Origin of the sequence: Aeromonas sp. QDB23 (assembly GCF_027707745.1) — a bacterium.
In the GTDB taxonomy this organism is placed as follows: Bacteria; Pseudomonadota; Gammaproteobacteria; order Enterobacterales; family Aeromonadaceae; genus Aeromonas; species Aeromonas allosaccharophila.
The window spans coordinates 36,855-59,407 of the sequence record NZ_JAPCJA010000025.1 but is presented as its reverse complement, the minus strand read 5'-3'; the positions used below and the strand labels follow the sequence as shown (position 1 = coordinate 59,407).

Genomic DNA, 22,553 nt, shown 5'->3' with positions numbered 1-22,553 from the left:
ATGGGCTCAGAATAGTTCTGGAATATAGCGAAATGGATGATCGGCCGGTTTTATCTTGCCGATCTTGCGCTTTGGCAGCTTGATGTGTGCGCTTGGCAACGCCTCATAAGGGACGTGGGCAAGCAGGTGAGAAATGATATTGAGCCGCACCCGCTTCTTGTCTTCAGATCGGGCAACAAACCAGGGCGCCCAGGCGGTGTCGGTGGCTGCAAACATGGCATCTCGTGCCTGGGTGTACTCATCCCAGCGATCAAACGATTTGATATCCATGGGGGAGAGTTTCCAGATCTTGCGTCCATCATCGATCCGGTCTCGCAGGCGACGCTCCTGTTCGGCAGGGCTGACCTCCAGCCAGTATTTGAGCAAAATGATGCCCGAATCGACCATGGCTCGCTCGACCAGCGGGGTGCCTGCCAGGAACTTGTCGCTGGCTTCCGGGCTGCAGAATCCCATCACGCGCTCAACACCGGCCCGGTTGTACCAGCTGCGATCGAAGATCACGATCTCCCCCGCAGCCGGCAGATGGGGAATGTAACGCTGAAAATAGAGCTGGCTCTTCTCCCGCTCCGTGGGGGCGGGCAGCGCGATCACCCGGAACACCCTGGGGCTGACCCGTTCGGTGATCGCCTTGATGGTTCCCCCCTTGCCTGCGCCATCACGGCCCTCAAAGACGATGCAGACCTTGAGCCCCTTGTGTACCACCCACTGCTGCAGTTTCACCAGCTCGACATGCAGGCGTCGCAACTCCTTCTCGTATGCCTTGTTGCCAAGCGGTTCCTTGTCTGTGGTCGGATCCGATGGCGCTGATTTTGATTTCTTGTGGCTCATGATGGTCATCCCTGGTGAGTTGTCGTTGCCGCCTGTTGTCGGGTGCGCTTGCGCTAACCCGTTGTTCAGCATGCCTTTAACAGTAGTTGAGCCAGCGTTCCAACGCGATGTATTGATGGCCGGTTATGGTGGTATCACGCCGCGTTGTCAGCTGGCTGCCGGAGCCTGCGATCCCTCTACCCGCGGGTGCCCCATGCCTTCTGGTTATAAGGGGTATAACAAGCGCGTGACAGCATGAGCCTTTAGACTGCACACCTCAAAACAACAATTTTTCAGGTGGTGCAGTTATGGTGATTACTCAGGGTCCACAGTTCAACGGCAAGGCATCCAAGCGGATGCACGTGATGGCCAAACCGATCGGGGCCGTGTGTAACATCGACTGCACTTACTGCTACTACCTCAGCAAGCAGGATCTGTTGCAATACAAGAAGGGGTGCTCTCCCGAGATGGACGAGCAGACCCTTGAGACCTATATCCGCCAATATATCGAGGGGCAGAATACCCCCGAGATCATCTTCTCCTGGCAGGGGGGCGAGCCGACCCTGCTCGGGATCGACTATTTTCGCAAGGTGGTCGAGTTGCAGCGAAAATACCAGCCGCAAGGGGTGGTGATCGCCAACGATCTGCAGACCAATGGCATCCTGCTCAACGACGAGTGGTGCGAGTTTCTGGCAGCCAACAACTTCCTCATTGGCCTGAGCATCGATGGCCCCGAGCTGCTGCACAACGCCTATCGGGTCAACCGCGCCGGCCGTGGCACCTTCAAGCAGGTGATGGCGGCGGTGGCGTTGCTGCATAAATACAAGGTGAAGTTTGCCACCCTGACTTGCGTCAACAACCTCACCAGCAAGAATGCGCTGGAGGTCTATCGCTTCCTGCGCGACGAGGTGAAGTCGCCCCAGATGCAGTTTATCCCCATCGTCGAGCAGAAGAGCTTTCGCACCACCGCGCCCCAGACCTGGCAGCAGCAGGAGCAGCTCCGGCAGGGGGACAAGCGCCTCAATCCGTGGCACAAGAACTCGGTAGTCGAGCCCTGGTGCGTCTCGGCCGAAGGGTGGGGGGATTTTCTCATCACCATTTTCAACGAGTGGGCAGAGCGGGATCTGGGTCGGGTCTTCGTGCAATATTTCGAGGCGTGTGTCGAGACCTGGATGGGACGCAAGAACCCCCTCTGTACCTTGGGGGAGATCTGCGGCAAGGGGCTGGCAATGGAGCCCAACGGCGATGTGTTTGCCTGCGACCACTACGTCTATCCCAAGTACAAGATCGGCAATATCCACCATCAGCCGCTCAGCGAGCTGGCCTACTCCCCCGATCAGCAAGCGTTCGGTTTTGCCAAGTCACGCAGCCTGACCCGTCAGTGCCAGCAGTGCGACTACCAGTTTGCCTGCTATGGCGAGTGCCCGAAGAACCGCTTTATCCGCACTGACGAGGGGGAGGCGGGTCTGAACTACCTCTGCGCGGGATGGCACAAGTTCTTCAGCCACATCGATCAGTCGATGGCCTATATCCTGCGCCGCGCCGGTTATCCGGTGGCACATGGCAAATACCGCGATGCGGTGATCAACAAGCCGCTGGCGAAATAAGGGGTGAATATGTTGAAGATGCGTGATGGCCGTCGTCCGTTGGCGGGGGCGGTGCGCCCCCTGTGGTTGGCCCTTGGGCTGGTTTGTGCGGGTCATGTGCTGGCAGCCGAGCCGTCGGCTGCAGTGGTGCAGACGCCCCCGGTGGCTGCACAATCTGCGGCGGCACCCTCGGCAGTACAGATCTCGGCAGCGCAGATCCAGCAGTGGGCCTATAGCGCCCAGGATATCTCCCTGCCAGCGCTGGAGCGGGCCGATGCCCTGCGCCAGCTGGCTGCTTACCCGAACCAGAACAGTCTGGTGGCGGTGGCCAGAAGCCTGCGTGATGAGAATGCATTGGTGCGCGAAGCGGCGGTGATTGCCGCCGATCCTTATCAGTTTGCGCACCGCTGGCGGCTGCTCTCGCCGCTGCTCACTGACAGCAGCGCCGAGGTGCGCCGTGCGGTCACAATCAATCTGGCCCGTGATTATGGTGCCATGGATGAGGGCCAACTGCGCGCCATGCGCCAGCCGCTGGCGGAGGTGAGCGATTATCTCGCCAAACAGCCGGATCCGGCGCTGCAGCCGTTGCAGGCGGATCTCTATCGCTGGACCCGCCAATGGGCCAAGGCGCAGGCGAGCTACGAACAGTTGCTTGCCAATCAGCCTGACAATCCCCAGCTCTGGCTTGGCCTCTCTGACAACTTGCGGGCTCAGCAACGGGATGCCGAGGCGCTGGTGGTGCTCGACAAAGGGCTCACCGCGCTGCCGGAGCATGCTGGCCTTCATTACGCCAAGGCGCTGACGCAAGTCCGGCTCGGCGATAAAACCGCGGCTGCGGCGACCATGGAGCAGGCGGCGGAGCTCGCGGGCACTAACAGCTACTTCTGGTATCTCAACGGAGTGCTGCAAGAGCCGCTGGATCTCGACAAGGCTATCGGTTCGTTCGAGTTGGCCTACCGGATCTCCGGTGCGCCGGAGCAGCTCTATGCGGTGTGCGACATCTATCTGCGCCACGCTCACCCCAAGAGCGATGCCTGCATGGGCGAACTTGGCAAGATAGTGCCCCCCGAAGTGCTGGCCGAGCTTAACGGCAAGCGCGCGGGCCAAGCGGGCAATCCTTCGGTTTTTGCTGGCCAATAACGGCTGCGCTCTCTTTTACTGCACAGGTCAGATGATGAACAACACGCCATTCAAACTTGCAATTCCCTTGCTGGCCACCACCCTGCTGGTGGCGGGCTGTACCCTCTGGCACCATGCCAACAAGCCGATCCATCCGCTGCAGCAGAAGATTGAAGCGGACATGGTGTTGGTGGAAGGAGGCCGTTTCGAGATGGGTTCAGAAGAACCGGGCGCCAAACCCGCTGACGGGCCGGTACACACGGTGGCGGTCAACAGCTTCTACATGGCCAAATTCGAGGTGACCCAGGCCCTGTTCGAAGCGGTGATGGGGCCCTCCATCAGCTACTTCCAGTCACCCAGCGTACCGGTCAACAACCTCAGCTGGCAGCAGGCCAATCTGTTTGTGACGCGGCTTAACGCGTTGACCGGTGGCACTTACCGTCTGCCCACCGAGGCGGAGTGGGAGTATGCCGCCAGGGGGGGCAAGCTCAGTCGGGGTTATCGTTACAGCGGCTCCGATCAGATTGACGAGGTGGCCTGGTATAGCGACAACGCCAAGAACCGCGCCTATCCGGTGGGGCTGAAAAAGCCCAACGAGCTGGGGATCTACGACATGACCGGCAATGTGGGGGAGTTTGTGGCCGATGCCTTTGAAGAGACCTTCTACCGCCACAGCCCGCAAGATAACCCGAACAACGCTCAGGAGAGCAAGATCCACCTCGCCCATAAGTCGGTGCGAGGGGGCAGCTACTCCTACGAGGCAGAGCTTTGCGAGAACTACCGGCGCGATTTTGCCAGCCAGTCGGTGATGATGGCTGACATGGGGTTGCGCCTGGTGCGTGATGCCCGCTAGGGCTGATCGATGGAGGGGGTCAGCCCCAGCTCGCTGACCACCTCGAACAGCTGCTGGCGCAACCAGCGGTGGCCCGCCTCGGCCGTCCGGCTCGGGTGCCAGATGGCCGACAGACTGAACACCGACTCATCAAATGGAAAGGGGAGTACCCGCACGTCATAGATGCCGGCAAAGGTCTCTATGGTGGAGTGGGGCAATACCCCGATGATCTCGCTGCGCGCAATGATGGGCAGCATCTCCATGGCGCTCGGTACCCGCACCACGATATTGCGATTGGCCATTTGCGGCAGGTGTTCGGCGGTGATCATGCTGCCCCGTACCTGCCACTGGGCCAGCGCCACATGCTCCTCGGTAAAATACGCCTCCACCGTCAGGTCGCTGCCCAGTCGCGGGTGGTTGCTGGCACACACCACCTTCACCTGCTCGGCATAGAGCACCTCGCTCTTGAGCATGCTGCGCCCGCTCTGGGTCATGTCGATGATGAGGTCATAGCGCTGCATCCGCAGATCGCTCTCCATATCTTCGGTAAAGAGGGGATGAACCTCCAGCGCGATGCCGGGAGCCTGCTCGCGGATCTTGCACAGCAGGGCCGGGATCAGCCGGGCACTGACCAGGGTGATGCAGGCAATGGAGAAGACCCGCTGGGAGGTGCGCGGGTTGAAGGCTCGGGAGGTAGAGAGGGTCGAGCTGAAGTTCTTCAGCGCTGCCGCCATGGCCGGATAGATGTCGATGGCAAAGGAGGTGGGCTCCATCCCCGCGACCTTGCGATGAAACAGGGGATCGTCGTAGATCTCCCGCAGCCGCTTGAGGGCCTTGCTGACGGCGGGCTGACTGATCTCCATGCGCGTTGCTGCCCGCGAGAGGCTGCGCTCTTCATAGATGGCGACAAAGATCGGGATGAGATTCAGCTCGGTACTGCGGATATCAAGCAAAGGGGGCCTCGTTACATGTCCGTGGGATCGATCACGCGGCCGCAAAGGTTGCTTGGTAGCAAGGGAGAGAAAGCGTGCCACACCAATCACTTGGCGCGGCCCGCTGGCCGGTATCCAGTTCCGGCAGTGTAATGAAGAGCGCCTGCAGGTACAACCACAGAAGGGGTTGCGGTTATCCCTCTTTCTTGCCGCTATTGCTGGTGGCCGAGTTGTTGGCCGAGTTGCTGGCGGATGCGTGGCTGGCAGAGTGATCGCCGGTCGTCGTGCAGCCATCTGGCGTTGCCAGGCTTGGCAGGGCCGCTCGCCAGCCAATATAGCGGCGCAGCCGCGCGCCACGCAGGCCTTTGGGCAGTTGCAGGTGCGCCAGCAGGCGCCACCCCATCCTGAGCGAGCCAGCCCGATCGAGCGTCCCTTGCTGGAAGGCGGCCTGCTGCTGTTGCCACGCTGGATCGCGGCTGACTCGGCCCAGCTCCAGCACCCCGCGTCTGGCACGCAGATAGCGATAGGCCAGCACCCGTACCGTTCCCCACTGTTGGCGCCAGATGGCGGCGCCGTATTGCCAGCCGAGCGGACGAGGGCGGTGGCGGTAGTAGCGGGCGATGGCCAGAAGCATCAGCACAAGCAGGGCCAGCGCGCCCGCCACCGCAGCCAGCCCGGGCCCATAGGCCGCCAGCCAGGAGGCGGGCGTGTGGCGCACCCGCAAGGTCTGGCCGGGGAGCGTCAGGGTCTCCAGTTGGCGGGTCTGGCTGTTCCACCATCTCAGCTCCAGCGCGGGCAGGGTCAATTCACCGCCGCGCTGGACGATATAGGTGGTCTGATCTTCGCGCGACGAGAGGTACTCCCCCCGCTCCTGACTGTCGTCTAGCCGGGCTTGCGCCGGATAGGCCTGCACCCGCTCATCGTTATCGATCACCGGGATCAGCGGCGGGATCAGCACCGAGAGGGTATCCTGCCCGCTGGCGGTGACGGTGCGGGTGATGGCATCCCCCACCCGCAGCTCGCCGTCGGCCTGGTCATCTGCAGAGTTCTGCCAACGCTGGCTCAGGGTGAAGTTGCTGGCACTCAGCCAGCGACCGCCGACCGTCAGGGCAGGGTCGGGCAGGGCGGCGGCAAAGCGTTGGGGGCGGGTGGTGAGGGTGAGCGGCTGCGATCGCCCATCAGGCTGGGCGACCGTGACGCGCACCGCAATGGCGGGGATCTCGAACTGGCCGGATTGCTGGGGATAGAGGGTCAGCTCCCAGCGCTGGTGCGACCAGGTTTCGCCATCTTGGCGCTGGGTGAAGTTGGTGGCCAGTGTGCTGCGCTGTTTGACCATGACCCCCGGCAGCTCGAACTGACCGATGCGGGTGCCGGCGGTAAACCAGCGGTTGGTCGCCAGCTCCAGATAGAGGGTGATCTGCTTGTTGACGGCATAGGGGGCGTTGTTTTCTCCCTGATCTTTCAGCCAGCTCTTGAGGGTCACCTGAGCCGCTGGCGCGCGCTCGAGTGCGGCGGCAGTCGCGGGCAGCAGCATGGCCGCGAGCAACATAGTCCCGAGAAACAGGGTGATGGCGAGTGGCGCCCGGTAGTTAGTGCGCATGGGCAGGCTCCTCGTGGCTGGCGACCCGCGGTTGACGTGATCGCTTACGCTGTTGTTGCTCCTGCAACTGCAGGCGGAATTTGGCCTGCAGGAAGTCGCCCGGGTCGGATTCGACCCGGCGTAGCCATTTTTCGGCCTGGGCCGGATTGGCCAGGATCTGATCCGCCGTCAGGGTTTCCCGCTCCATCAGGGCGGCGGGGACTTTCTCTTCGGCCCCCTCGGCGGTGCGCGGTTCATCCTCGGGCAGTTCACGGGAGTGATCCGGGCCGTCCGGGGTGCCGGTCTGGCTCTGGCTGGCACGATTGATCTCGTCGACGATCCCGCACATCACCCGATAGTTGTTGGCGGCTGCATTGCGCACCACGGGGTTGCTCGCCTCATCCGCCAGTTGCCGGAACAGGCTGCGGGCGGCCAGATATTCGCGCTGTCTGGCGAGGGCGTTGCCGGCATAGAGCAGCGCCTGTTCGGAGTCGGCTTGCAGGAAGGCAGACTGGGCCAGCGCAAACTCGGCGCCATAGTAGTAGGCCACCCCTTTGTAGAAGGGATCCGCATAGTGTTTCGCCGCTTCCAGATAGTCGCCCTGCTGGAAGTACCACTGTCCCTGTTGATCAGGGGTGAGCCAGAGATCGAGCCACTGCTGTTTCAGCCCCTGTGCCCAGTGGTTGCTGGTTGGCGCTTGCGGCTCGGGCGGAGCCAGCGAGAAGGTGGTGGCCTGCGCTGGCGTAGTCTGCAACAGGGAGAGACCGACCGCCGCCACCAGACTCCACTGCACCAGCCAGCCCTTGCGAAACCACAGTAGCAGCAGGGCGACCACTGGAAACAGCAGATAGTAGCCCATGTCCTGCCAGGGCATCAGGGAGTCGCTGTGGATCTGAAAGTGGCGAGCCACTGCGCGGTTGATGTCCGCTACGTCCCCGTTATCGACCGTCATGGTAAACAGGGAGCCATCGCTGTCGCTAGCCAGCTGCCGCAGGGAGGCGAGCTCCAGCGGACGTTTGCCGCGTTGCGCCGGATCGCCGGCAGCCAGGATCAGCAGTTGGTGGGATTGGCCACGGAAATAGTCGGCCAGCGGGGCGATGGCGGACGGGCTGATGCCGTCGCTGATCAGCAACACGGTACTGCCTCGCTCATCGGCCAGCAGATCGGTGAGCAGGGGGATCACCTGCTCGGTATGCTTGCCCGCTTTGGGCATGATTTCGGGGCGAATGGCGGCGAGAAAGGGGGCAAACACGGCGGTGTCGCGGGTCAGCGGCATGGCGGTGTGGGCCGAGCCGGCAAACACCACCAGACCGCTGCGTCCGCCGCCGCGGGTCGCCAGCAGGTCGTTGATCTTGTGCTTGGCCCGCGCCAGCCGGTTGGGGGCGATATCCTCTTCCAGCATCGAGTCGCTGTTATCGAGCAGGATCAGCAGCGCCCCCTGATCTTCGCCAAAGGGGGAGGGCTCGCGGCTCCAGGTCGGGCCGGTGCAGATCAGGATGGCGAGCCCCATCAACAGCGCCAGCGCCTTGAGGGGCAGATTCTTTTTCCAGCCGGTTTCACCCAGCGTCAGCGCCTTGCGCAGATGTGCAGGCAGGCGCCGTTGCCAGTTGCCCGCCTCGTCCATGCGCCAGCGCACCACCATGATGGCGATGAGGGGGAGATAGGCCAGCAGCCACCAGGGACGCAGCAAGTGGGCATTCAACCAGAGTTGTTGCCAGAACAGGGTGTCAATCATGGGTGTCTCCTTGGCGAGCAGGGCGCAGGCGATAACGCCTGAGGGTCAACAGGGAAAAGAGACCGAGATAAAGGCCGACGCTGGCGGCGATCAGGTAGTGATGCAGGCTTTCGCGGGTCTGAAAGCGGGTACTTTCGTAGCGTTGTGGCTCCAGTTCACCGATCACTTGATAGGCGCGCGTCAGTTGCGTCTGATCGAGGGCCTGAAACAGCTGGCCACCGGTCAGGGTCGCCAACTGCTGCAGGGTGTCGAGATCGAGGGCCTGTTCGCCGACGGTGGCCGGATCCCCCATGGCGATGGTGTGCAGCCGCACCCCGTTGACCGCCGCCACCCGGGCCGCATCGCGGGGACTGACAAAACTGCCGGTGTCGTTGCCATCGGTGAGGATGATGACGACCTTCTCCCGTTTGCTGGCCATCTGGGCATTCGGTTCATTGCGATCACTTTGGCGAAAGACCTTGATCGCCAGCCCGATGGCGTCCCCCAGATGGGTGCTCTGACCCGCCATGGCGACATCGGTCTCCTGCAACAGGGCTTGCCAGGTGTCGAGATCGGCGGTAAACGGCGCCTGGATAAAGGCGGCATCGCCAAACAGGATCAGCCCGAGTCGATCCCCCTCGCGCGTTGCCGCAAATTGTTCAAGCACGCCTTTGGCTGCGTCCAGTCTGCTGATCGGCTTGCCGGGATCGGGGGAAAAATCGGTCTCGGCCATGGAGCCGGAGAGATCCAGCACGATCATCACATCCCGCCCGAACCGCTCGCGTACTTGCGGGGGGCCATAGATGGTGGGCTTGGCCAGCGCCACCACCGCCAGCAACCAGACGGTGATCAGGGCGACCCGTTGCCACCAGCTGGGGGTGAGCTGGGTCGCCCCCTCTTGCGGCGGCTCATCCAGCAGCTCTATCAGCAGAGTGAAGAAGGGCACCTTGATGGCACTCTGCCGGGTGCGATAGGCCGGGATCAGGCGAAACACCAGCAGGGGCAGGGGCAGCAGCCAGAAGCAGTGGGGATGGGCAAACTCGAGACCGGCATCAAGCATGGCGGGCCTCCGCTGCCCGCGAAGCGGTGTGAACGGGGGGCTGGTGATGGGCAAGCCAGTCGCTGCACAGGGAAACCAGACAGAGCTGATCACTGACGCTCAACACCACCTGATCACACACCAGCGATACCAGCCAGCGCTCCCCCAACTCGGTGGCGAAGCGGGGCTGCCGATCGGGCAGGGCGTTGTCGAGGGTCTGCAGCAGGGCCATGCCAAACAGTTTGGCGTGCCGGGGATCAAGGTGGGTCAACACCGCCTTGATGATATGAAACAGCCCCAGACTGGCCCCGGCATCAGACCAGTTGAGGGCGCGCAGGGCCGCCAGTGCTTCTCGGCGGTAACGCTGCTGCCACCAGCGCTGCACCCTGTGATAGAGCCAGAGCAGCGCCAGTGCGCCCAGGAGCAGGGCAAGCAGCAGCCAGCCTGCGGTTTGCGGTTGCCAGCTGATGGCGTCAGGCACGGTCACATCCTGCAATTCGCGCAGCATATAGGTGCCGGGTAGCTTGTGGATCGTCACTGAGTTCCTCCCAAGGCGGTAATGAGATGGGCGAGGTGGTGGCCACTGGTGTCGAGGCTGATGAGTGGCAAGCCCTTGAGCGCCATCAAGCGCACCAGTTGATCTTTTTTCAGCTGTTGCTGGCGAGCCAGCCCCTGATCCAGCATGGGTAACTGATGGGGGGCGATATTGAGCTGGTACTGACCATCCCCGACCACCCAGGGGGCATTGGCGGTGGTGGTTGTCGAGAGCGTCGCTTCGAGAGGATCGGCGATATGCAGGGCCAGCACATCGTTGTGCTGCTGCAGGTAGTTGAGGCGGGTCAGCTCGGCCTCGGTGACGCCTGCCCAGTCGCTGAGAAAGATCAGGGTGGCATTTTTCAACTTGAGGCGACCCAGCATCGCCAGCAGCGAGCCCAGCCCGCCTGCCTCGCTGTCATGGCTGGTCACCGAGAGGGCATGATTGGCGGCGCATAGCTGGCGCAACCTCGCCAGCCAGTGGCCACGGGATCGCTGGCCACGCAGCCACTCCACGCCGTCGCAACGCAGAATGGCGAGTCCGACCCGATCGTTTTCTTTCAGTACCTGCCAGCCGAGCAGGGCGGCCGCTTCGGCGGCCACCACCGACTTCATCACCTCCACCGAGGAGAAGAACATGCTGCTGCGCTGATCGACACAGAGGATCACATGGCGATCTTTCTCTTCGCTGTAGCTGCGCACATGGGGGCGACCGGTACGCAGGGTCACTTTCCAGTCCAGGGTGCGAATGTCATCTCCCTGCTGGTAGTGGCGCAGCTCCTAGAAGTTGAGCCCCCGGCCGCGAAAACGGGACTGGTGGCGGCCGCATAGGACACTGCCGCTATTGAGCCGTGGCAGCAGCGAAAACTGGCCGACCAGCCCCTGTAGCCGCACCAGCGTCAGGTAATCACAATGAATGCGCGGATCGCCACCGGGCGGCTGCCCGCCATGGGCCAGCCCGTCATGAGATAAGGTGCGAGGATTCATGGCGTCACTTATCCGATGACGACGTGATCGAGCAGCGCCATCACCACCTGCTGGTGATCCACCCCTTGTGCCAGCGCGTCATAGCTGAGGGTAAAGCGGTGGCCAAGCACGCTGGGCACCATGGCGCGCACATCGTCGGGCAGTACGTGATTGCGCCCTTGCAGCCAGGCATAGGCGCGGGCGCACTTGTCGAGCGCGATGGAGGCGCGGGGGCTGGCGCCGACCGCAAGCCACTGCGCCAGATCGGCGTCCGGATAGCGGTCGGGATGGCGCGTCGCCATCACCAGCGCGATGATGTAGTGCTCCACCAGCGGCGAGATGGTCATGGCCGAGAGCTCGGCCCGAGCCTGCAGGATCAGCTCGGGGGAGAGGGGGGCGAAATGTGCGCCCTGCTGGCTGTTGCCACGCTCTTCGGCCCGCACCAGCCGAATGATCGCCAGTTCGGCCTCGTCGTCGGGATAGGCCACCGACACCTTGAGGGCGAAGCGATCCATCTGGGCTTCCGGCAGCGGGTAGGTGCCCTCCTGCTCGATGGGGTTCTGGGTGGCCAGCACCATAAAGAGTTCCGGCAGGCGGTGGCTCTTGTCACCGACGGTGACGGTGCCCTCGGCCATGGCTTCGAGCAGCGCGGCCTGCACCTTGGCCGGTGCGCGGTTCACCTCGTCGGCCAGTACGATGCTGTTAAAGATGGGGCCTTGCTGGAAGCGCAACTGGTGGGCCCCCTCGTGCTCCTGATACATCTCGGTGCCGGTCACATCGGAGGGGAGCAGGTCGGGGGTGAACTGAATGCGGCCAAAGCTGGCGTTGAGCGCCTCGACCAGCGCCTTGACCGAGCGGGTCTTGGCGGTACCTGGCAGACCTTCGAGCAGCACATGGCTATTGGTCAGCAGGCCGATGACCAGGGCGCGGATCACATGGGACTGGCCGACCACGCTTTGACCAACCTGTTCGATGAGTTGAGAGATCTGTTGTTGCAAGGGGTTCATAGCGGTTTCCACTGAGTGCGTATAACGAGGCAAAGCGAGGGGGCTGGCAGGGGGCCAACCGGTTTTCACTTTCCGCACGGTTCGGGGGGAGCGGTGCGGAAAGTGAAAACGCCCATCAATACATTGATGGGCGTTGGCGTCAGCACCTTACTTGATGGTGGCGACTTTTTGCTTGAGTGCGTCCAGCTCTGCCAGCTTGCCCTGCAGCATCAGGCTCTGGGAGCTGATGTTGGCCGGGTTCATCTGGAAGCTCTGCTGCATCGGGTAGCCCGGCAGGGTGTCGAAGAACCCTTTCAGGATGCCCTGTACCGGTACGAACAGCCACATGTTGTCAGCCATCCAGCGCATGTACATGCCTGACTCGTGCGGTGCCTTCTCGAACGGGTCGGCACGCAGGTTGATGATCTGCGGCCAGTTCGGGATCTCGCGGGTGGCATCGGAGATGTTGCCCTGCATGGTGGCGAAGTTCAGCTTGAAGTCATTCCAGCGCACGGCGTTCAGCTCGCCGTTGGCAGAGAAATAGAGCATGGAGTTGCGCGGTGCAGTCTCGGTTTTACCAGACAGGTACGGCATGAAGTTGTAGCCGTCCAGGTGGACGCGCCACTCTTTGCCGTTGGCCTTGTAGCCTTTGGCCAGCTTCTCTTTCACGTCAGGTACGCCGGCGGCGGCCAGCAGGGTCGGCATCCAGTCCTGGTGCGCCATCATGGCGTTGACCTTGGTGCCCGGCTTGATCACGCCCGGCCAGCGAACCAGCTGGGGCACCCGCATTCCGCCTTCCCAGGTGGTGCCCTTCTCGCCGTAGAACGGCGTGGTGCCGCCATCCGGCCAGCTGCCGGTTTCGGCGCCGTTGTCGGTGGTGTAGATCACGATGGTGTTGTTGGCGACACCCAGCTCGTCCAGCTTGTTGAGCAGGATACCTACGTGGTCATCATGCTCCAGCATGCCATCGGCATAGATGCTGATGCCGGATTTGCCCTGATACTTCTCTTGCAGGCGGGTCCAGACGTGCATACGGGTGGCGTTGTGCCAGATGAAGAAGGGCTTCTTGGCCTTGACCGCTTTCTCCATGAAGGCCAGGGAGGATTCGAGGAACTCCTCGTCAGCATGTTCCATGCGCTTGCGGGTCATGGGGCCGGTATCTTCAATCTTGCCGTCGGCAGAGGACTTGATCACGCCACGCGGGCCGTACTTCTTCTTGAACTCCGGATCTTTCGGGTAGTAGTAAGTTTCCGGCTCCTCTTCCGCGTTCAGGTGGTAGAGGTTACCGAAGAATTCGTCGAAGCCGTGCTTGGTCGGCAGGTGCTGATCGCGGTCACCCAGGTGGTTCTTGCCGAACTGAGCGGTCATGTAACCCTGTTCCTTGAGCAGATCACCGATGGTGGGAGTCCACTCCGCAATACCTTGGGTAGAGCCCGGCATGCCGATGGTCAACAGACCGGTACGGAACGGCTCTTCACCGGTGATAAAGGCGGCGCGACCGGCGGTACAGGATTGCTGACCGTAATGATCGGTAAAGACCGCACCTTCGCTGGCGATACGGTCCAGGTTCGGGGTCTGGTAGCCCATCATGCCCTGGTTGTAGGCGCTGATGTTCCAGTAGCCGATGTCATCACCCATGATCGCAAGAATGTTGGGTTTGGCGGCGGCTGCGGCACTCCCGGCAGTGGCCATTAATGCAAGGCTCATTGCTATTTTGTTTAAATTAATGGCCATTATTGGCTCAACTCCTAATCTGATGTGAATGTTTACACAAAGCGGTCTGATGAAAACCGGGAATACCTATCGACAGGGCGGAAATATCAGCCATCACCAATAACATAGGCAGGCGTGGTGTTATCTCGAGGCTCACCTTAACCGGAAAATAGCGGGGTGAAATCCGTCGCGGATGACCCATCAGCTTCCACAAAACAGCGTTCAACAGTTTCACTCTATTGAGCGGTTATCTCCCTGTCGCCTTATAGCGAATATAACTGGTGGTTATCCGGTGTGTTTTTAGCCAATTCGGGTGCGCTACCCCATACAACACAAGGGGCACGGGCTGTGCGGGGCTCTGTCGTCACCAGGGGACTGCTTGATGGGCGGGGTGACGGGGCTCACATCTCGGGTAATAAAGAGGTATTCAAGCCAGGGGAAATAAACAGCCATGTTTATTGGGTATTTTTGCCAGAGCGACACTTTAATTTAAATTAACTGACACTTAAGCAAAGCGGGGTGGTGGTTTATTAAGCTCGCCCGCGTTTTTAAATATGAGTCAGTTAGCCATCGAACAGGCTGCATGGCACGTTCATTATTTAACTGAAAAAGAATGGACAGATTGAGAATGCGGTTTATCGCAAGCCGTGCGCTTCAGTGTGAGTGCGAGGTTGTGAGTGTTGGGGCTGATATCCGCCGAAAAGGGTGAGGCAAAGGCGCGTGCCATTGACTAAATTGATAGACAGTAAGGAGCAAAACGACTCCAACCTTCAACTATCACATCCCATGGGATACGGATCATGGACAGAGTACAACGCGCAGCCCCCTTTTCGTTGCAAGTGGACCTCAGACAGGTGGTTTATGCCCTGTCAGCCTCACTGGATCTGGTGGGCATTGGCGATGTGGCCCACGGTAAACGCGTCGGGATCATGGCCGCCGAGTGCGGTCGGTTTCTGGGGATGAGTGACGCCGAGCGCTGTCTGCTGTTCGAGCTCGGGGTGTTGCATGATATCGGTGTCTCCTCGACCACTACCCATCACCATCTGGTCAGCGAGTTCGATTGGGAGTCCTCCCAGCACCACTGTGAGGTGGGGTATCAGCTGCTCAAGGATTTCCGTTTGCTGGCCCCGCTGGCGCTCCCTATCCGTTATCACCATACCCACTGGTACCTGTTGCGCGAGATGGCCGATGTGGACTCCAGGGTTGCCCGTCAGGCCAACCTGATCTTTCTGGTGGATCGCTGTGATGCGCTGGCAGCACCTCATTACGCGGACGGCTCGCTGTTGATGCACACCGACGAGATCCGCGCACGGCTGCAGGATTGTCGTGACGAGTTCTTTGCCCCCGAGTTGGTGGAGGCCTTTCTCAAGGCATCCTGCTCGGAGGCATTCTGGTTGCAGCTGGAGGCTCGATCCATCAATGACTACATGCTGGAGATGTTGCAGGTGCGGGAGCCCTGTCTGACCTCGAACGGGGAGCTGAAAGCGCTGGCGCGGATCTTCTCCGGCATCGTCGATGCCAAGAGCCCCTTTACCATGACCCACTCTCTCGGGGTGAGTCGCTTGTCTCGTGCGTTGGCGGAACAGATGGGGGTGGGGGCCATCCACTGCGACATGCTGGAGATCGCCGGGTTATTGCACGATCTGGGCAAGCTCAGGGTCCCGGACGAGATCCTCGACAAGCCTGCCAGCCTGACGAAAGAGGAGCGTGCCGTCATCAAGGCCCACAGCTTCGAGACCTACCAGATCCTGCGCCACATCGAGGGATTTGAAGAGATTGCCTGCTGGGCGGCCTATCACCATGAGGAGCCGGACGGGGAGGGCTATCCGTTCCATCTGCCAGCATCCGCCATGGCGCTGGAGGCGCGTATTTTACGGGTGGCCGATATCTTTCAGGCGATGGTGCAGGACCGACCTTATCGGCGCGGGTTGCCAGCTCGTGATGCGCTGGCCTTTTTGCAACAACTGGCGGATCAGGGACGGGTCGATCCCGCCGTGGTGGCAGTGCTGACTGACCACCTGCCGCAGATGATGATGGCGGCGATCCCGACTCGCGAGGAGGTGCATGCAATATGTTGAGGGAGGCTTGGTCACTGAACCATCTTGCAGTGAGCCAGCTATGCTTGGAACAAGCCGTGCAGAATGCCGTATCGGTATGCAGAAGAGAGCTGGAATGACCATTAGGGGACAGATATGGAATCGCTAAAAGCCAAGGATTATATGCAGAGCAGACCCATCACCTTCACAGCCGACATGATGGTGCAATCTGCGGTCGAAAAATTTCTGAACAGCCATCAGCTGGGGGGCCCGGTGGTGGATGAGAAGGGCCATCTGATCGGCTGGATCTCCGAGCAGGACTGCATCGCCGTGATGCTCAAGGAGGCCTACCACTGCGAGCAGGTGGCACAGGTCAAGGATGTGATGCGCAAAGAGGTGCTGACGGTGAGGCCCGATACCAGCATTTTGACCCTGGCAGAGATGATGATGGGGCAAAAGCCGAAGATCTATCCGGTGGTAGAGGAGGGACGCCTGCTTGGGGTCATCAATCGCCACAACGTGATGCAGGCCATTCACGCCCAGCTCACCACCTGTTTTGTCCACAACACTCACGGTTGATCCTCTTTCCCTCTCTTCCAAGGCAAGCTGCGGCTTGCCTTGATTATTTGGAAAACCGCACACTTTTCATGTTATGCCATCTTACTAGGAACGTTTTTCCAGGTATGAGGATCGGCCAATCACGCTGCATTCCCATGACTTGCACTACGTTAAGGCTTGCACCGTCCCCACTCGCTCTTTAGGATCGCTCCCAGCTTATCGATATGGCCCCTCTGGGCACCTATTTAAGGAATTCGTACCTTGTCTCTCTCTATCGAGGCGCTGCGCCGCCGTCTCTCTGCCTGCATGAATCTCGACGCCCGCCGCCTCTCCAGCCGTCTGCACGGGGTCAAGAAGCTGCCTGAAGGCAAACAGGCCGCCGTGCTGGAGACCATCGCCGCCGATCTGGATGCCGCGCAAGCGCGCTATCAAGCCCGTCTGGCCGGTGTACCCAGGGTCACCTATCCGGATAACCTGCCGGTCAGTCAGAAGCAGGCGGAGATCACCAAGGCGATCAGTGAGCATCAGGTGGTGATCATCGCCGGCGAAACCGGCTCGGGCAAAACCACCCAGATCCCCAAGATCTGTCTGGCGCTCGGGCGCGGGGTGAAGGGCTTTATTGGCCACACCCAGCCACGCCGTCTGGCGGCTCGCACCGTGGCGGCCCGTATTGCCGAGGAGATGGCGTCCGAACTCGGCCACTACGTGGGTTACAAGGTGCGCTTTACCGATCAGGTGAGCGAGCAGACCCACATCAAGCTGATGACTGACGGTATCCTGCTGGCCGAGATCCAGAATGACCGGATGCTCACCCAGTACGACACTATTATCATCGACGAGGCCCACGAACGCAGCCTCAACATCGACTTCATTCTGGGCTATCTCAAGCAACTGCTGCCACGGCGCCACGATCTCAAGGTGATCATCACCTCGGCTACCATAGACCCGCAGCGTTTCTCCCGTCATTTCAACAAGGCGCCGGTGATCGAGGTCTCCGGCCGCACCTATCCGGTAGAGGTGCGCTATCGCCCGCTGTTTGCTGATAAAAAGAGCGGCGACAAGAGTGAGGCGCTGGAGGAGCGCGACGAGCTGCAGGGGATCTTCGATGCGGTGGAGGAGCTGGCCCGCGAGGGGCTCGGGGACATCCTCATCTTCATGAATGGCGAGCGGGAGATCCGCGATACTGCCGATGCCCTGCGCAAGCTCAACCTGCGCGATACCGAGGTGCTGCCGCTCTACGCCCGCCTCTCCAACGCCGAGCAGAACAAGGTGTTCCAGCAACACGCAGGTCGGCGCATCGTGCTGGCCACCAACGTGGCGGAGACCTCGCTGACGGTACCGGGCATTCGCTACGTCATCGATCCGGGTACCGCCCGTATCAGCCGCTACTCCTGGCGCACCAAGGTGCAGCGCCTGCCTATCGAGCCGGTCTCCCAGGCCAGTGCCAACCAGCGTAAAGGGCGTTGCGGCCGGGTGGCGGACGGTATCTGTATCCGCCTCTACTCCGAGGAGGATTTCAACAACCGCCCGGCCTTTACCGACCCCGAGATCCTGCGCACCAACCTGGCATCGGTCATCCTGCAGATGCTGGCGCTTGGCCTTGGCAATATGGAGGCCTTCCCGTTCGTCGAGCCGCCGGAGTCACGCCATATCAAGGATGGCCTGACCCTGTTGAAAGAGCTGGAGGCGGTCAAAGAGCTGCCCGGCACCCGGGATCAGGAGCCGAAACTGCAGTTGACCGAAACCGGTCGCCAGCTCTCGCGCATCCCCCTTGATCCACGGCTTGCCAAGATGGTGATCACGGCGGCGCAAACCGGCTGCCTGAGCGAGGTGGTGGTGATCACTGCGGGGCTCAGTATCCAGGATCCCCGCGAGCGGCCCATGGAGAAAAAGCAGGCCGCCGACGAGCAACACAGACGCTTTGAAGACAAGGATTCCGACTTCCTCGCCTTCGTCAATCTGTGGAACTACTTGAAAGAGCAGCAGGATCTCCTTGGCAGCAACCCGTTCCGCCGCATGTGCCAGAAGGAGTTCCTCTCCTACCTGCGGGTGCGCGAATGGCAGGACATTCATTTCCAGCTGCGCCAGACGGTCAAAGAGCTGGGTTTTAAAGCCAACCATGAACCGGCGGATTTCAAGACGGTACATTGCGCGCTGCTGACCGGCCTCTTGAGCCACATCGGCAACAAGGATCTGGAAAAGCCGGAGTTCCTTGGCGCCCGCAACGGCCGCTTCCACCTGTTCCCTGCGTCGGGTCTGTTCAAGAAGCCGCCCAAGTGGGTGATGGCCGCAGAATTGGTGGAGACCTCGCGCCTCTACGCCCGTATCAACGCCCGGATTGAACCCGAGTGGGTTGAGCCGCTGGCGGGCCATCTCATCAAGCTGCACCATAGCGACCCCCACTGGTCGAAGAAAAATGGCGCCGTGATGGCCAAGGAGAAGGTGACGCTTTATGGCCTGACGCTGGTCAATGAGCGCACCATCAACTTCAGCCGCCTCGATCCGGCGCTATGCCGCGAGCTGTTTATTCGCCGCGCGCTGGTGGAGGGGGATTTCGAGACCCGCCACCGTTTCTTTAGCGATAACCGCAAGCTGTTGGCCGAGGTGGAAGCGCTGGAGCACAAATCCCGTCGTCGCGACATTCTGGTGGATGACGAGGATCTCTTCCGCTTCTACGATGCCCGCTTGCCGGAGGAGGTGATCTCCGCCCGCCACTTTGACAAGTGGTGGAAAGAGGCGCAAAAGCAGGATCCAGAGCTGCTCAACTTCGAAAAAGAGATGCTGATGAAGGGGGATGCCGCCCATATCAGCGAACTCGACTACCCCAACTTCTGGCAGCAGGGGCGACTCAAGCTCAAGCTGAGCTACCAGTTTGAACCGGGGGAGGCGGCGGACGGCGTCACGCTGCATATTCCGCTGCCACTCTTGAATCAGGTGGAGGTGAAGGGGTTCGAATGGCTGATCCCCGGGCTGCGTCATGAGCTGCTGGTGGCCCTCATCAAGTCGATGCCAAAGCCGATGCGCAAGAACTTCGTGCCGGCGCCGAACTACGCCGACGCGCTGCTCGCCACCCTCAACCCGGAACAGGGGCCGCTGTTGGACGAGATGGAGCGCCAACTGCGCCGCATGACCGGCGTGACCGTCCCCCGCGAATCCTGGGACTGGGCTGCGGTGCCCGATCACCTGAAACTCACCTTCCGGGTGGTGGATGACAAGCACAAGAAGGTGGCGGAAGGCAAAGATCTGGAGGCGCTGAAAGAATCCCTGCGTGGCAAGGTGCAGGAGACCCTGTCACAAGTGGCGGACGACGATATCGAGCAGTCCGGCCTCACCCTCTGGAGCTTTGGCGAGCTGCCTCAAGAGTACAGCCAGAAGCGCGGTGGTTTTGAAGTGAAAGCCTATCCGGCGCTGGTGGATGAGAAAGATTCGGTCTCCATCCAGTTGGTAGAGAGCCCGGTGGCTCAGCAACAGCTGATGTGGGCCGGCCAGCGCCGACTGGTGCTGCTCAACGTGCCGTCGCCCATCAAGTATCTGCAGGAGAAGCTGCCCAACAAGGCCAAGCTGGGGCTCTATTTCAACCCGTTTGGCAAGGTGGCGGAGTTGATTGACGACTGCATCGCCTGTGGTTGTGACAAGCTCATTGAGCAGCATGGCGGGCTGGCTTGGGACGAAGCCGGTTTCGAGGCGCTCAAGGAGTATGTCCGCGCCGAGCTCAACGATGCGGTGGTGGAGGTGGCCAAGCAAGTGGAAGCCATACTGACCCTCTCCCATGAAATCAAGAAGCGGCTCAAGGGCAAGATGCAGCTCGACACCGCCTTTGCCATGTCGGATATCCAGCTGCAGCTGAGCAATTTGATCCACAAGGGCTTCGTCACCGAGACCGGTTGGCAGCGGCTGCCTGACTTGCTGCGCTACCTGCGTGCCATCGAGCGGCGTCTGGAGAAGCTGGCCATCGATCCCAACCGGGATCGGGTCTACATGCTCAAGGTGCAGAGTGTGGAGTCAGAGTACAAGGCGCTGCTCGCCAAAATCCCCAAATCCCAGCTGATCCCGGCCGAAGTAGCCAACATCCGCTGGATGATTGAGGAGCTGCGGGTGTCGTTCTTTGCCCAGAATCTGGGGACTCCGTATCCGGTCTCCGATAAACGGGTGCTTAACGCCATCGCTCAGTGCTAAGCTGCTATCTAACTGTTTTAACAGCACGATAGCGCGTGATGAGAAGGGGTTGCCAGTCAGTTGGCTCCCTTCAAACCGCAAGTCAGGGAGGCAAGGATGCTGGGGATCTGGTTGAGTGTGGCGCAGGTGGTGATCAGCGGTTACCAACCCATCGCGGAACAAACCTGGGTGCAGTTGAACCCGGAATATTACCCGCTGGCGCGTACCCCGCCTGCGATGTTTGTGGCCTGGCGTGGCAATCAGTTCCCGCCGCTGGCCCAGAAGCAGAAGCATGGTCGCTGGCAGATCCTCTTTCCCGCCCGGCTGGTGCCTCCTTTCGATCTGTTCGAGGGGGAGGCGCAGCTCTCCAAAACTTATCTGGCAAGGCTGCGGCGCATCGACGAGATGGCTTACGGGGTAGCCCCGGGCCAGGCAGTTGCGGCTGGTGCAATCGTGCAGCAGGGGAGTGGTTTCCCTGGTTATAGCGCGCAATCCATCGCGCCTTTTATTGCCGAGTTCCGTACTCCCCAAGACGCGTTCGGTGGTGTCGATATTCCCACCGACACCGACGAGAGCGAACCTCTGCTGGCTCAGCTAGGCGTGACATTTCGCACCGCGGGGATGACTGGCGCAGATGCGTTGATTGGGGGGGGAATGGCGCTCGCCAGCAGCACGGCCAGCTTATCCGCAGGCAGTGACGCCATGCTCACCCTCTCGGATCCGGCAGCCGGCGGCCCACAAACCGTGTGTCATCAGGTCGCGGCAGGGGAGACCTTGTGGCGCATTGCCAATCAGCTCTCCAGTACCCAGGGGGTCGATACTTACAGTTATTTGCTGGCGCTGGTGGCGGAGAATCAACCGCGGCTTGGCAAGAGCATTCGGGTCAGAACGGGGGAGGGTCTTTACTGCCCGCGCGCCGAGACCCTGGCGCAGTTTGATGCCCTGAGCCCGGCCCAGCGTCAGCAGCAATTTGCCCGACTGGAGCAGGGGCGCTAAATGCAGAGTCGGTACCTTGTATCCGAATTTGGCCCGTGGTAGTATTCGCGCTCGTTTTGCGAGGTGCTGACCGGTCGCAGTTAGCACCATAAATTCATCCAAAAGAGATACACACTATGTCTTTCGTATTCCAAGCTGAAGTCCGTTCTGACCTGGGGAAAGGTGCGAGCCGCCGCCTGCGTCAAGCTGACCAAGTTCCTGCCATCGTTTACGGTGCAGGCAAAGAAGCCCTGTCCATCACTGTTGACCACAAGAAAATGGTTCTGGCTCAAGAGAAGCCGGAATTCTATGAGTCTGTACTGACTCTGGTTATCAACGGTGAAGAAGTTAACGTAAAAGTGAAAGCTATCCAGCGTCACCCGGTACGTTACAAGCTGATCCACCTGGACTTCGTTCGCGTTTAATAGCGAACCGTCAGGTTGAAGAAAAGCCACTCTCAGGAGTGGCTTTTTGCTATCTGGCATCTGGTGAGAGGGCTACCTGATCAGTGACAGCAATCCGGTTATCCCAGCTGACTCAGCGCCTGTTGGCAGCGCTGCTCGGCGGCATCCAGCTCCAGCAGTACCATCCTGATATCTTCCATCTGCTGTTGCAGTGTTTCCCGTTTCTCCTCGACCAGTCCCAGCATGGTCTGCAGCTGGGTGCGGCTGCTCTTGTCGGCATCATAGAGATCGAACAGCTCGCGGATCTCGGCAAGGCTGAACCCGAGCCGCTTGCCGCGCAGGGTGAGCTTGAGGCGAACCCGATCCTGCTTGCTGTAAATGCGGGTCTGTCCCTCTCTGGCGGGATTGAGCAACCCCTGATCCTCGTAGAAACGGATACTGCGCGTCGTAATATCAAATTCCCGGGCCAGCTCACTGATGCTGAAGCGCCGTCCTTCATCCTTGTTGTTCATACAGACTTCTTGGCGAACTAAATCCTGTCTGCACCTTACCTAAACGTAAACTGCACTGCAACTCTTGTTCCATCGCGTCAGAACCCCTATGTTATGGCCATGTAAC

Annotated in this window: 19 protein-coding genes; 8 read left to right on the top strand and 11 right to left on the bottom strand. The window is 60.7% G+C overall.

Annotated features, from left to right (window positions below):
• Positions 1–6: 6 nt before the first annotated feature.
• Positions 7–828, bottom strand: a complete 822-nt coding sequence (gene ppk2 / locus PG888_RS12390; protein ID WP_270693427.1) for a polyphosphate kinase 2 — start codon at positions 826–828, stop codon at positions 7–9.
• Positions 829–1,115: 287 nt separating this feature from the next.
• Here ppk2 and PG888_RS12385 point away from each other — a divergent pair, with 287 nt between their 5' ends.
• Genes PG888_RS12385 through PG888_RS12375 form a run of 3 tightly spaced genes read left to right on the top strand, consistent with a single transcriptional unit; the run spans position 1,116 to position 4,365 of the window.
• Complete coding sequence (locus PG888_RS12385; protein ID WP_270693428.1) at positions 1,116–2,414, top strand: anaerobic sulfatase maturase; 1,299 nt, start codon at positions 1,116–1,118, stop codon at positions 2,412–2,414.
• Positions 2,415–2,423: 9 nt separating this feature from the next.
• On the top strand, positions 2,424–3,533 hold the full coding sequence (locus PG888_RS12380; RefSeq protein ID WP_270693429.1) for a hypothetical protein: 1,110 nt from the start codon (positions 2,424–2,426) through the stop codon (positions 3,531–3,533).
• Positions 3,534–3,567: 34 nt separating this feature from the next.
• Entirely contained in the window at positions 3,568–4,365 is a 798-nt protein-coding gene (locus PG888_RS12375; protein ID WP_139405514.1) for a formylglycine-generating enzyme family protein, read from the top strand.
• On the opposite strand, the gene PG888_RS12370 is transcribed toward PG888_RS12375, so the two are convergent.
• The 9 genes from PG888_RS12370 to PG888_RS12330 form a co-directional block, all read right to left on the bottom strand.
• The gene (locus PG888_RS12370) at positions 4,362–5,297 is read right to left on the bottom strand and encodes a LysR family transcriptional regulator (RefSeq protein WP_058051905.1); all 936 of its coding nucleotides are present in this window, start codon (positions 5,295–5,297) and stop codon (positions 4,362–4,364) included. The two genes, PG888_RS12375 and PG888_RS12370, sit on opposite strands and share 4 nt — an antisense overlap.
• A 172-nt stretch (positions 5,298–5,469) precedes the next feature.
• Positions 5,470–6,876, bottom strand: coding sequence for a BatD family protein (locus PG888_RS12365; RefSeq protein WP_270693432.1), 1,407 nt, complete (start codon positions 6,874–6,876; stop codon positions 5,470–5,472).
• Positions 6,866–8,590: a VWA domain-containing protein gene (locus PG888_RS12360; protein ID WP_182937542.1), complete on the bottom strand. Its 1,725-nt coding sequence runs from the start codon at positions 8,588–8,590 to the stop codon at positions 6,866–6,868. Before PG888_RS12360 ends, PG888_RS12365 begins: the two co-directional genes overlap by 11 nt.
• Positions 8,583–9,629 carry a vWA domain-containing protein gene (locus PG888_RS12355; RefSeq protein ID WP_182937541.1) on the bottom strand — a complete coding sequence of 349 codons (1,047 nt, stop codon included), beginning with the start codon at positions 9,627–9,629 and terminating at the stop codon, positions 8,583–8,585. Before PG888_RS12355 ends, PG888_RS12360 begins: the two co-directional genes overlap by 8 nt.
• Positions 9,622–10,146 (bottom strand): DUF4381 domain-containing protein, encoded by a 525-nt coding sequence (locus tag PG888_RS12350; protein ID WP_232093537.1) that lies wholly within the window; start codon positions 10,144–10,146, stop codon positions 9,622–9,624. The genes PG888_RS12355 and PG888_RS12350 overlap by 8 nt, the downstream gene beginning before the upstream one ends.
• Positions 10,143–10,919 (bottom strand): DUF58 domain-containing protein, encoded by a 777-nt coding sequence (locus PG888_RS12345; protein WP_270693466.1) that lies wholly within the window; start codon positions 10,917–10,919, stop codon positions 10,143–10,145. The genes PG888_RS12350 and PG888_RS12345 overlap by 4 nt, the downstream gene beginning before the upstream one ends.
• A 3-nt stretch (positions 10,920–10,922) precedes the next feature.
• The gene (locus tag PG888_RS12340) at positions 10,923–11,129 is read right to left on the bottom strand and encodes a hypothetical protein (protein ID WP_270693433.1); all 207 of its coding nucleotides are present in this window, start codon (positions 11,127–11,129) and stop codon (positions 10,923–10,925) included.
• A gap of 8 nt (positions 11,130–11,137) precedes the next feature.
• Positions 11,138–12,115: an AAA family ATPase gene (locus PG888_RS12335; protein WP_270693434.1), complete on the bottom strand. Its 978-nt coding sequence runs from the start codon at positions 12,113–12,115 to the stop codon at positions 11,138–11,140.
• A 147-nt stretch (positions 12,116–12,262) separates the two neighbouring features.
• Positions 12,263–13,801 (bottom strand): arylsulfatase, encoded by a 1,539-nt coding sequence (locus tag PG888_RS12330; RefSeq protein WP_231554892.1) that lies wholly within the window; start codon positions 13,799–13,801, stop codon positions 12,263–12,265.
• An 806-nt stretch (positions 13,802–14,607) separates the two neighbouring features.
• Here PG888_RS12330 and PG888_RS12325 point away from each other — a divergent pair.
• The 5 genes from PG888_RS12325 (at position 14,608) to rplY (ending at position 21,956) form a co-directional block, all read left to right on the top strand.
• The gene (locus PG888_RS12325; RefSeq protein ID WP_270693437.1) at positions 14,608–15,885 is read left to right on the top strand and encodes an HD domain-containing phosphohydrolase; all 1,278 of its coding nucleotides are present in this window, start codon (positions 14,608–14,610) and stop codon (positions 15,883–15,885) included.
• A 114-nt stretch (positions 15,886–15,999) separates the two neighbouring features.
• Positions 16,000–16,422, top strand: coding sequence for a CBS domain-containing protein (locus tag PG888_RS12320; RefSeq protein ID WP_042060467.1), 423 nt, complete (start codon positions 16,000–16,002; stop codon positions 16,420–16,422).
• A gap of 240 nt (positions 16,423–16,662) precedes the next feature.
• Positions 16,663–20,577: an ATP-dependent RNA helicase HrpA gene (gene hrpA / locus PG888_RS12315; RefSeq protein ID WP_270693438.1), complete on the top strand. Its 3,915-nt coding sequence runs from the start codon at positions 16,663–16,665 to the stop codon at positions 20,575–20,577.
• A gap of 96 nt (positions 20,578–20,673) precedes the next feature.
• The gene (locus PG888_RS12310; RefSeq protein ID WP_182937533.1) at positions 20,674–21,552 is read left to right on the top strand and encodes a hypothetical protein; all 879 of its coding nucleotides are present in this window, start codon (positions 20,674–20,676) and stop codon (positions 21,550–21,552) included.
• Positions 21,553–21,668: 116 nt separating this feature from the next.
• Positions 21,669–21,956 carry a 50S ribosomal protein L25 gene (gene rplY, locus PG888_RS12305; protein WP_033136429.1) on the top strand — a complete coding sequence of 96 codons (288 nt, stop codon included), beginning with the start codon at positions 21,669–21,671 and terminating at the stop codon, positions 21,954–21,956.
• Positions 21,957–22,054: 98 nt separating this feature from the next.
• Here the strand turns inward: rplY and PG888_RS12300 are convergent, their stop codons facing one another.
• Positions 22,055–22,447, bottom strand: coding sequence for a MerR family transcriptional regulator (locus PG888_RS12300; protein WP_005360322.1), 393 nt, complete (start codon positions 22,445–22,447; stop codon positions 22,055–22,057).
• Positions 22,448–22,553: the final 106 nt, after the last annotated feature.

Coding starts and splice junctions, on each gene's coding strand:
- PG888_RS12300 (WP_005360322.1), bottom strand. CDS start 22,447: ATGAACAACAAGGATGAAGGACGGCGCTTCAGCATCAGTGAGCTGGCC.
- PG888_RS12380 (WP_270693429.1), top strand. CDS start 2,424: ATGTTGAAGATGCGTGATGGCCGTCGTCCGTTGGCGGGGGCGGTGCGC.
- PG888_RS12355 (WP_182937541.1), bottom strand. CDS start 9,629: ATGCTTGATGCCGGTCTCGAGTTTGCCCATCCCCACTGCTTCTGGCTG.
- PG888_RS12385 (WP_270693428.1), top strand. CDS start 1,116: ATGGTGATTACTCAGGGTCCACAGTTCAACGGCAAGGCATCCAAGCGG.
- PG888_RS12360 (WP_182937542.1), bottom strand. CDS start 8,590: ATGATTGACACCCTGTTCTGGCAACAACTCTGGTTGAATGCCCACTTG.
- PG888_RS12320 (WP_042060467.1), top strand. CDS start 16,000: ATGGAATCGCTAAAAGCCAAGGATTATATGCAGAGCAGACCCATCACC.
- PG888_RS12340 (WP_270693433.1), bottom strand. CDS start 11,129: ATGAATCCTCGCACCTTATCTCATGACGGGCTGGCCCATGGCGGGCAG.
- PG888_RS12310 (WP_182937533.1), top strand. CDS start 20,674: ATGCTGGGGATCTGGTTGAGTGTGGCGCAGGTGGTGATCAGCGGTTAC.
- PG888_RS12325 (WP_270693437.1), top strand. CDS start 14,608: ATGGACAGAGTACAACGCGCAGCCCCCTTTTCGTTGCAAGTGGACCTC.
- PG888_RS12365 (WP_270693432.1), bottom strand. CDS start 6,876: ATGCGCACTAACTACCGGGCGCCACTCGCCATCACCCTGTTTCTCGGG.
- PG888_RS12335 (WP_270693434.1), bottom strand. CDS start 12,115: ATGAACCCCTTGCAACAACAGATCTCTCAACTCATCGAACAGGTTGGT.
- rplY (WP_033136429.1), top strand. CDS start 21,669: ATGTCTTTCGTATTCCAAGCTGAAGTCCGTTCTGACCTGGGGAAAGGT.
- ppk2 (WP_270693427.1), bottom strand. CDS start 828: ATGAGCCACAAGAAATCAAAATCAGCGCCATCGGATCCGACCACAGAC.
- PG888_RS12375 (WP_139405514.1), top strand. CDS start 3,568: ATGAACAACACGCCATTCAAACTTGCAATTCCCTTGCTGGCCACCACC.
- PG888_RS12330 (WP_231554892.1), bottom strand. CDS start 13,801: ATGAGCCTTGCATTAATGGCCACTGCCGGGAGTGCCGCAGCCGCCGCC.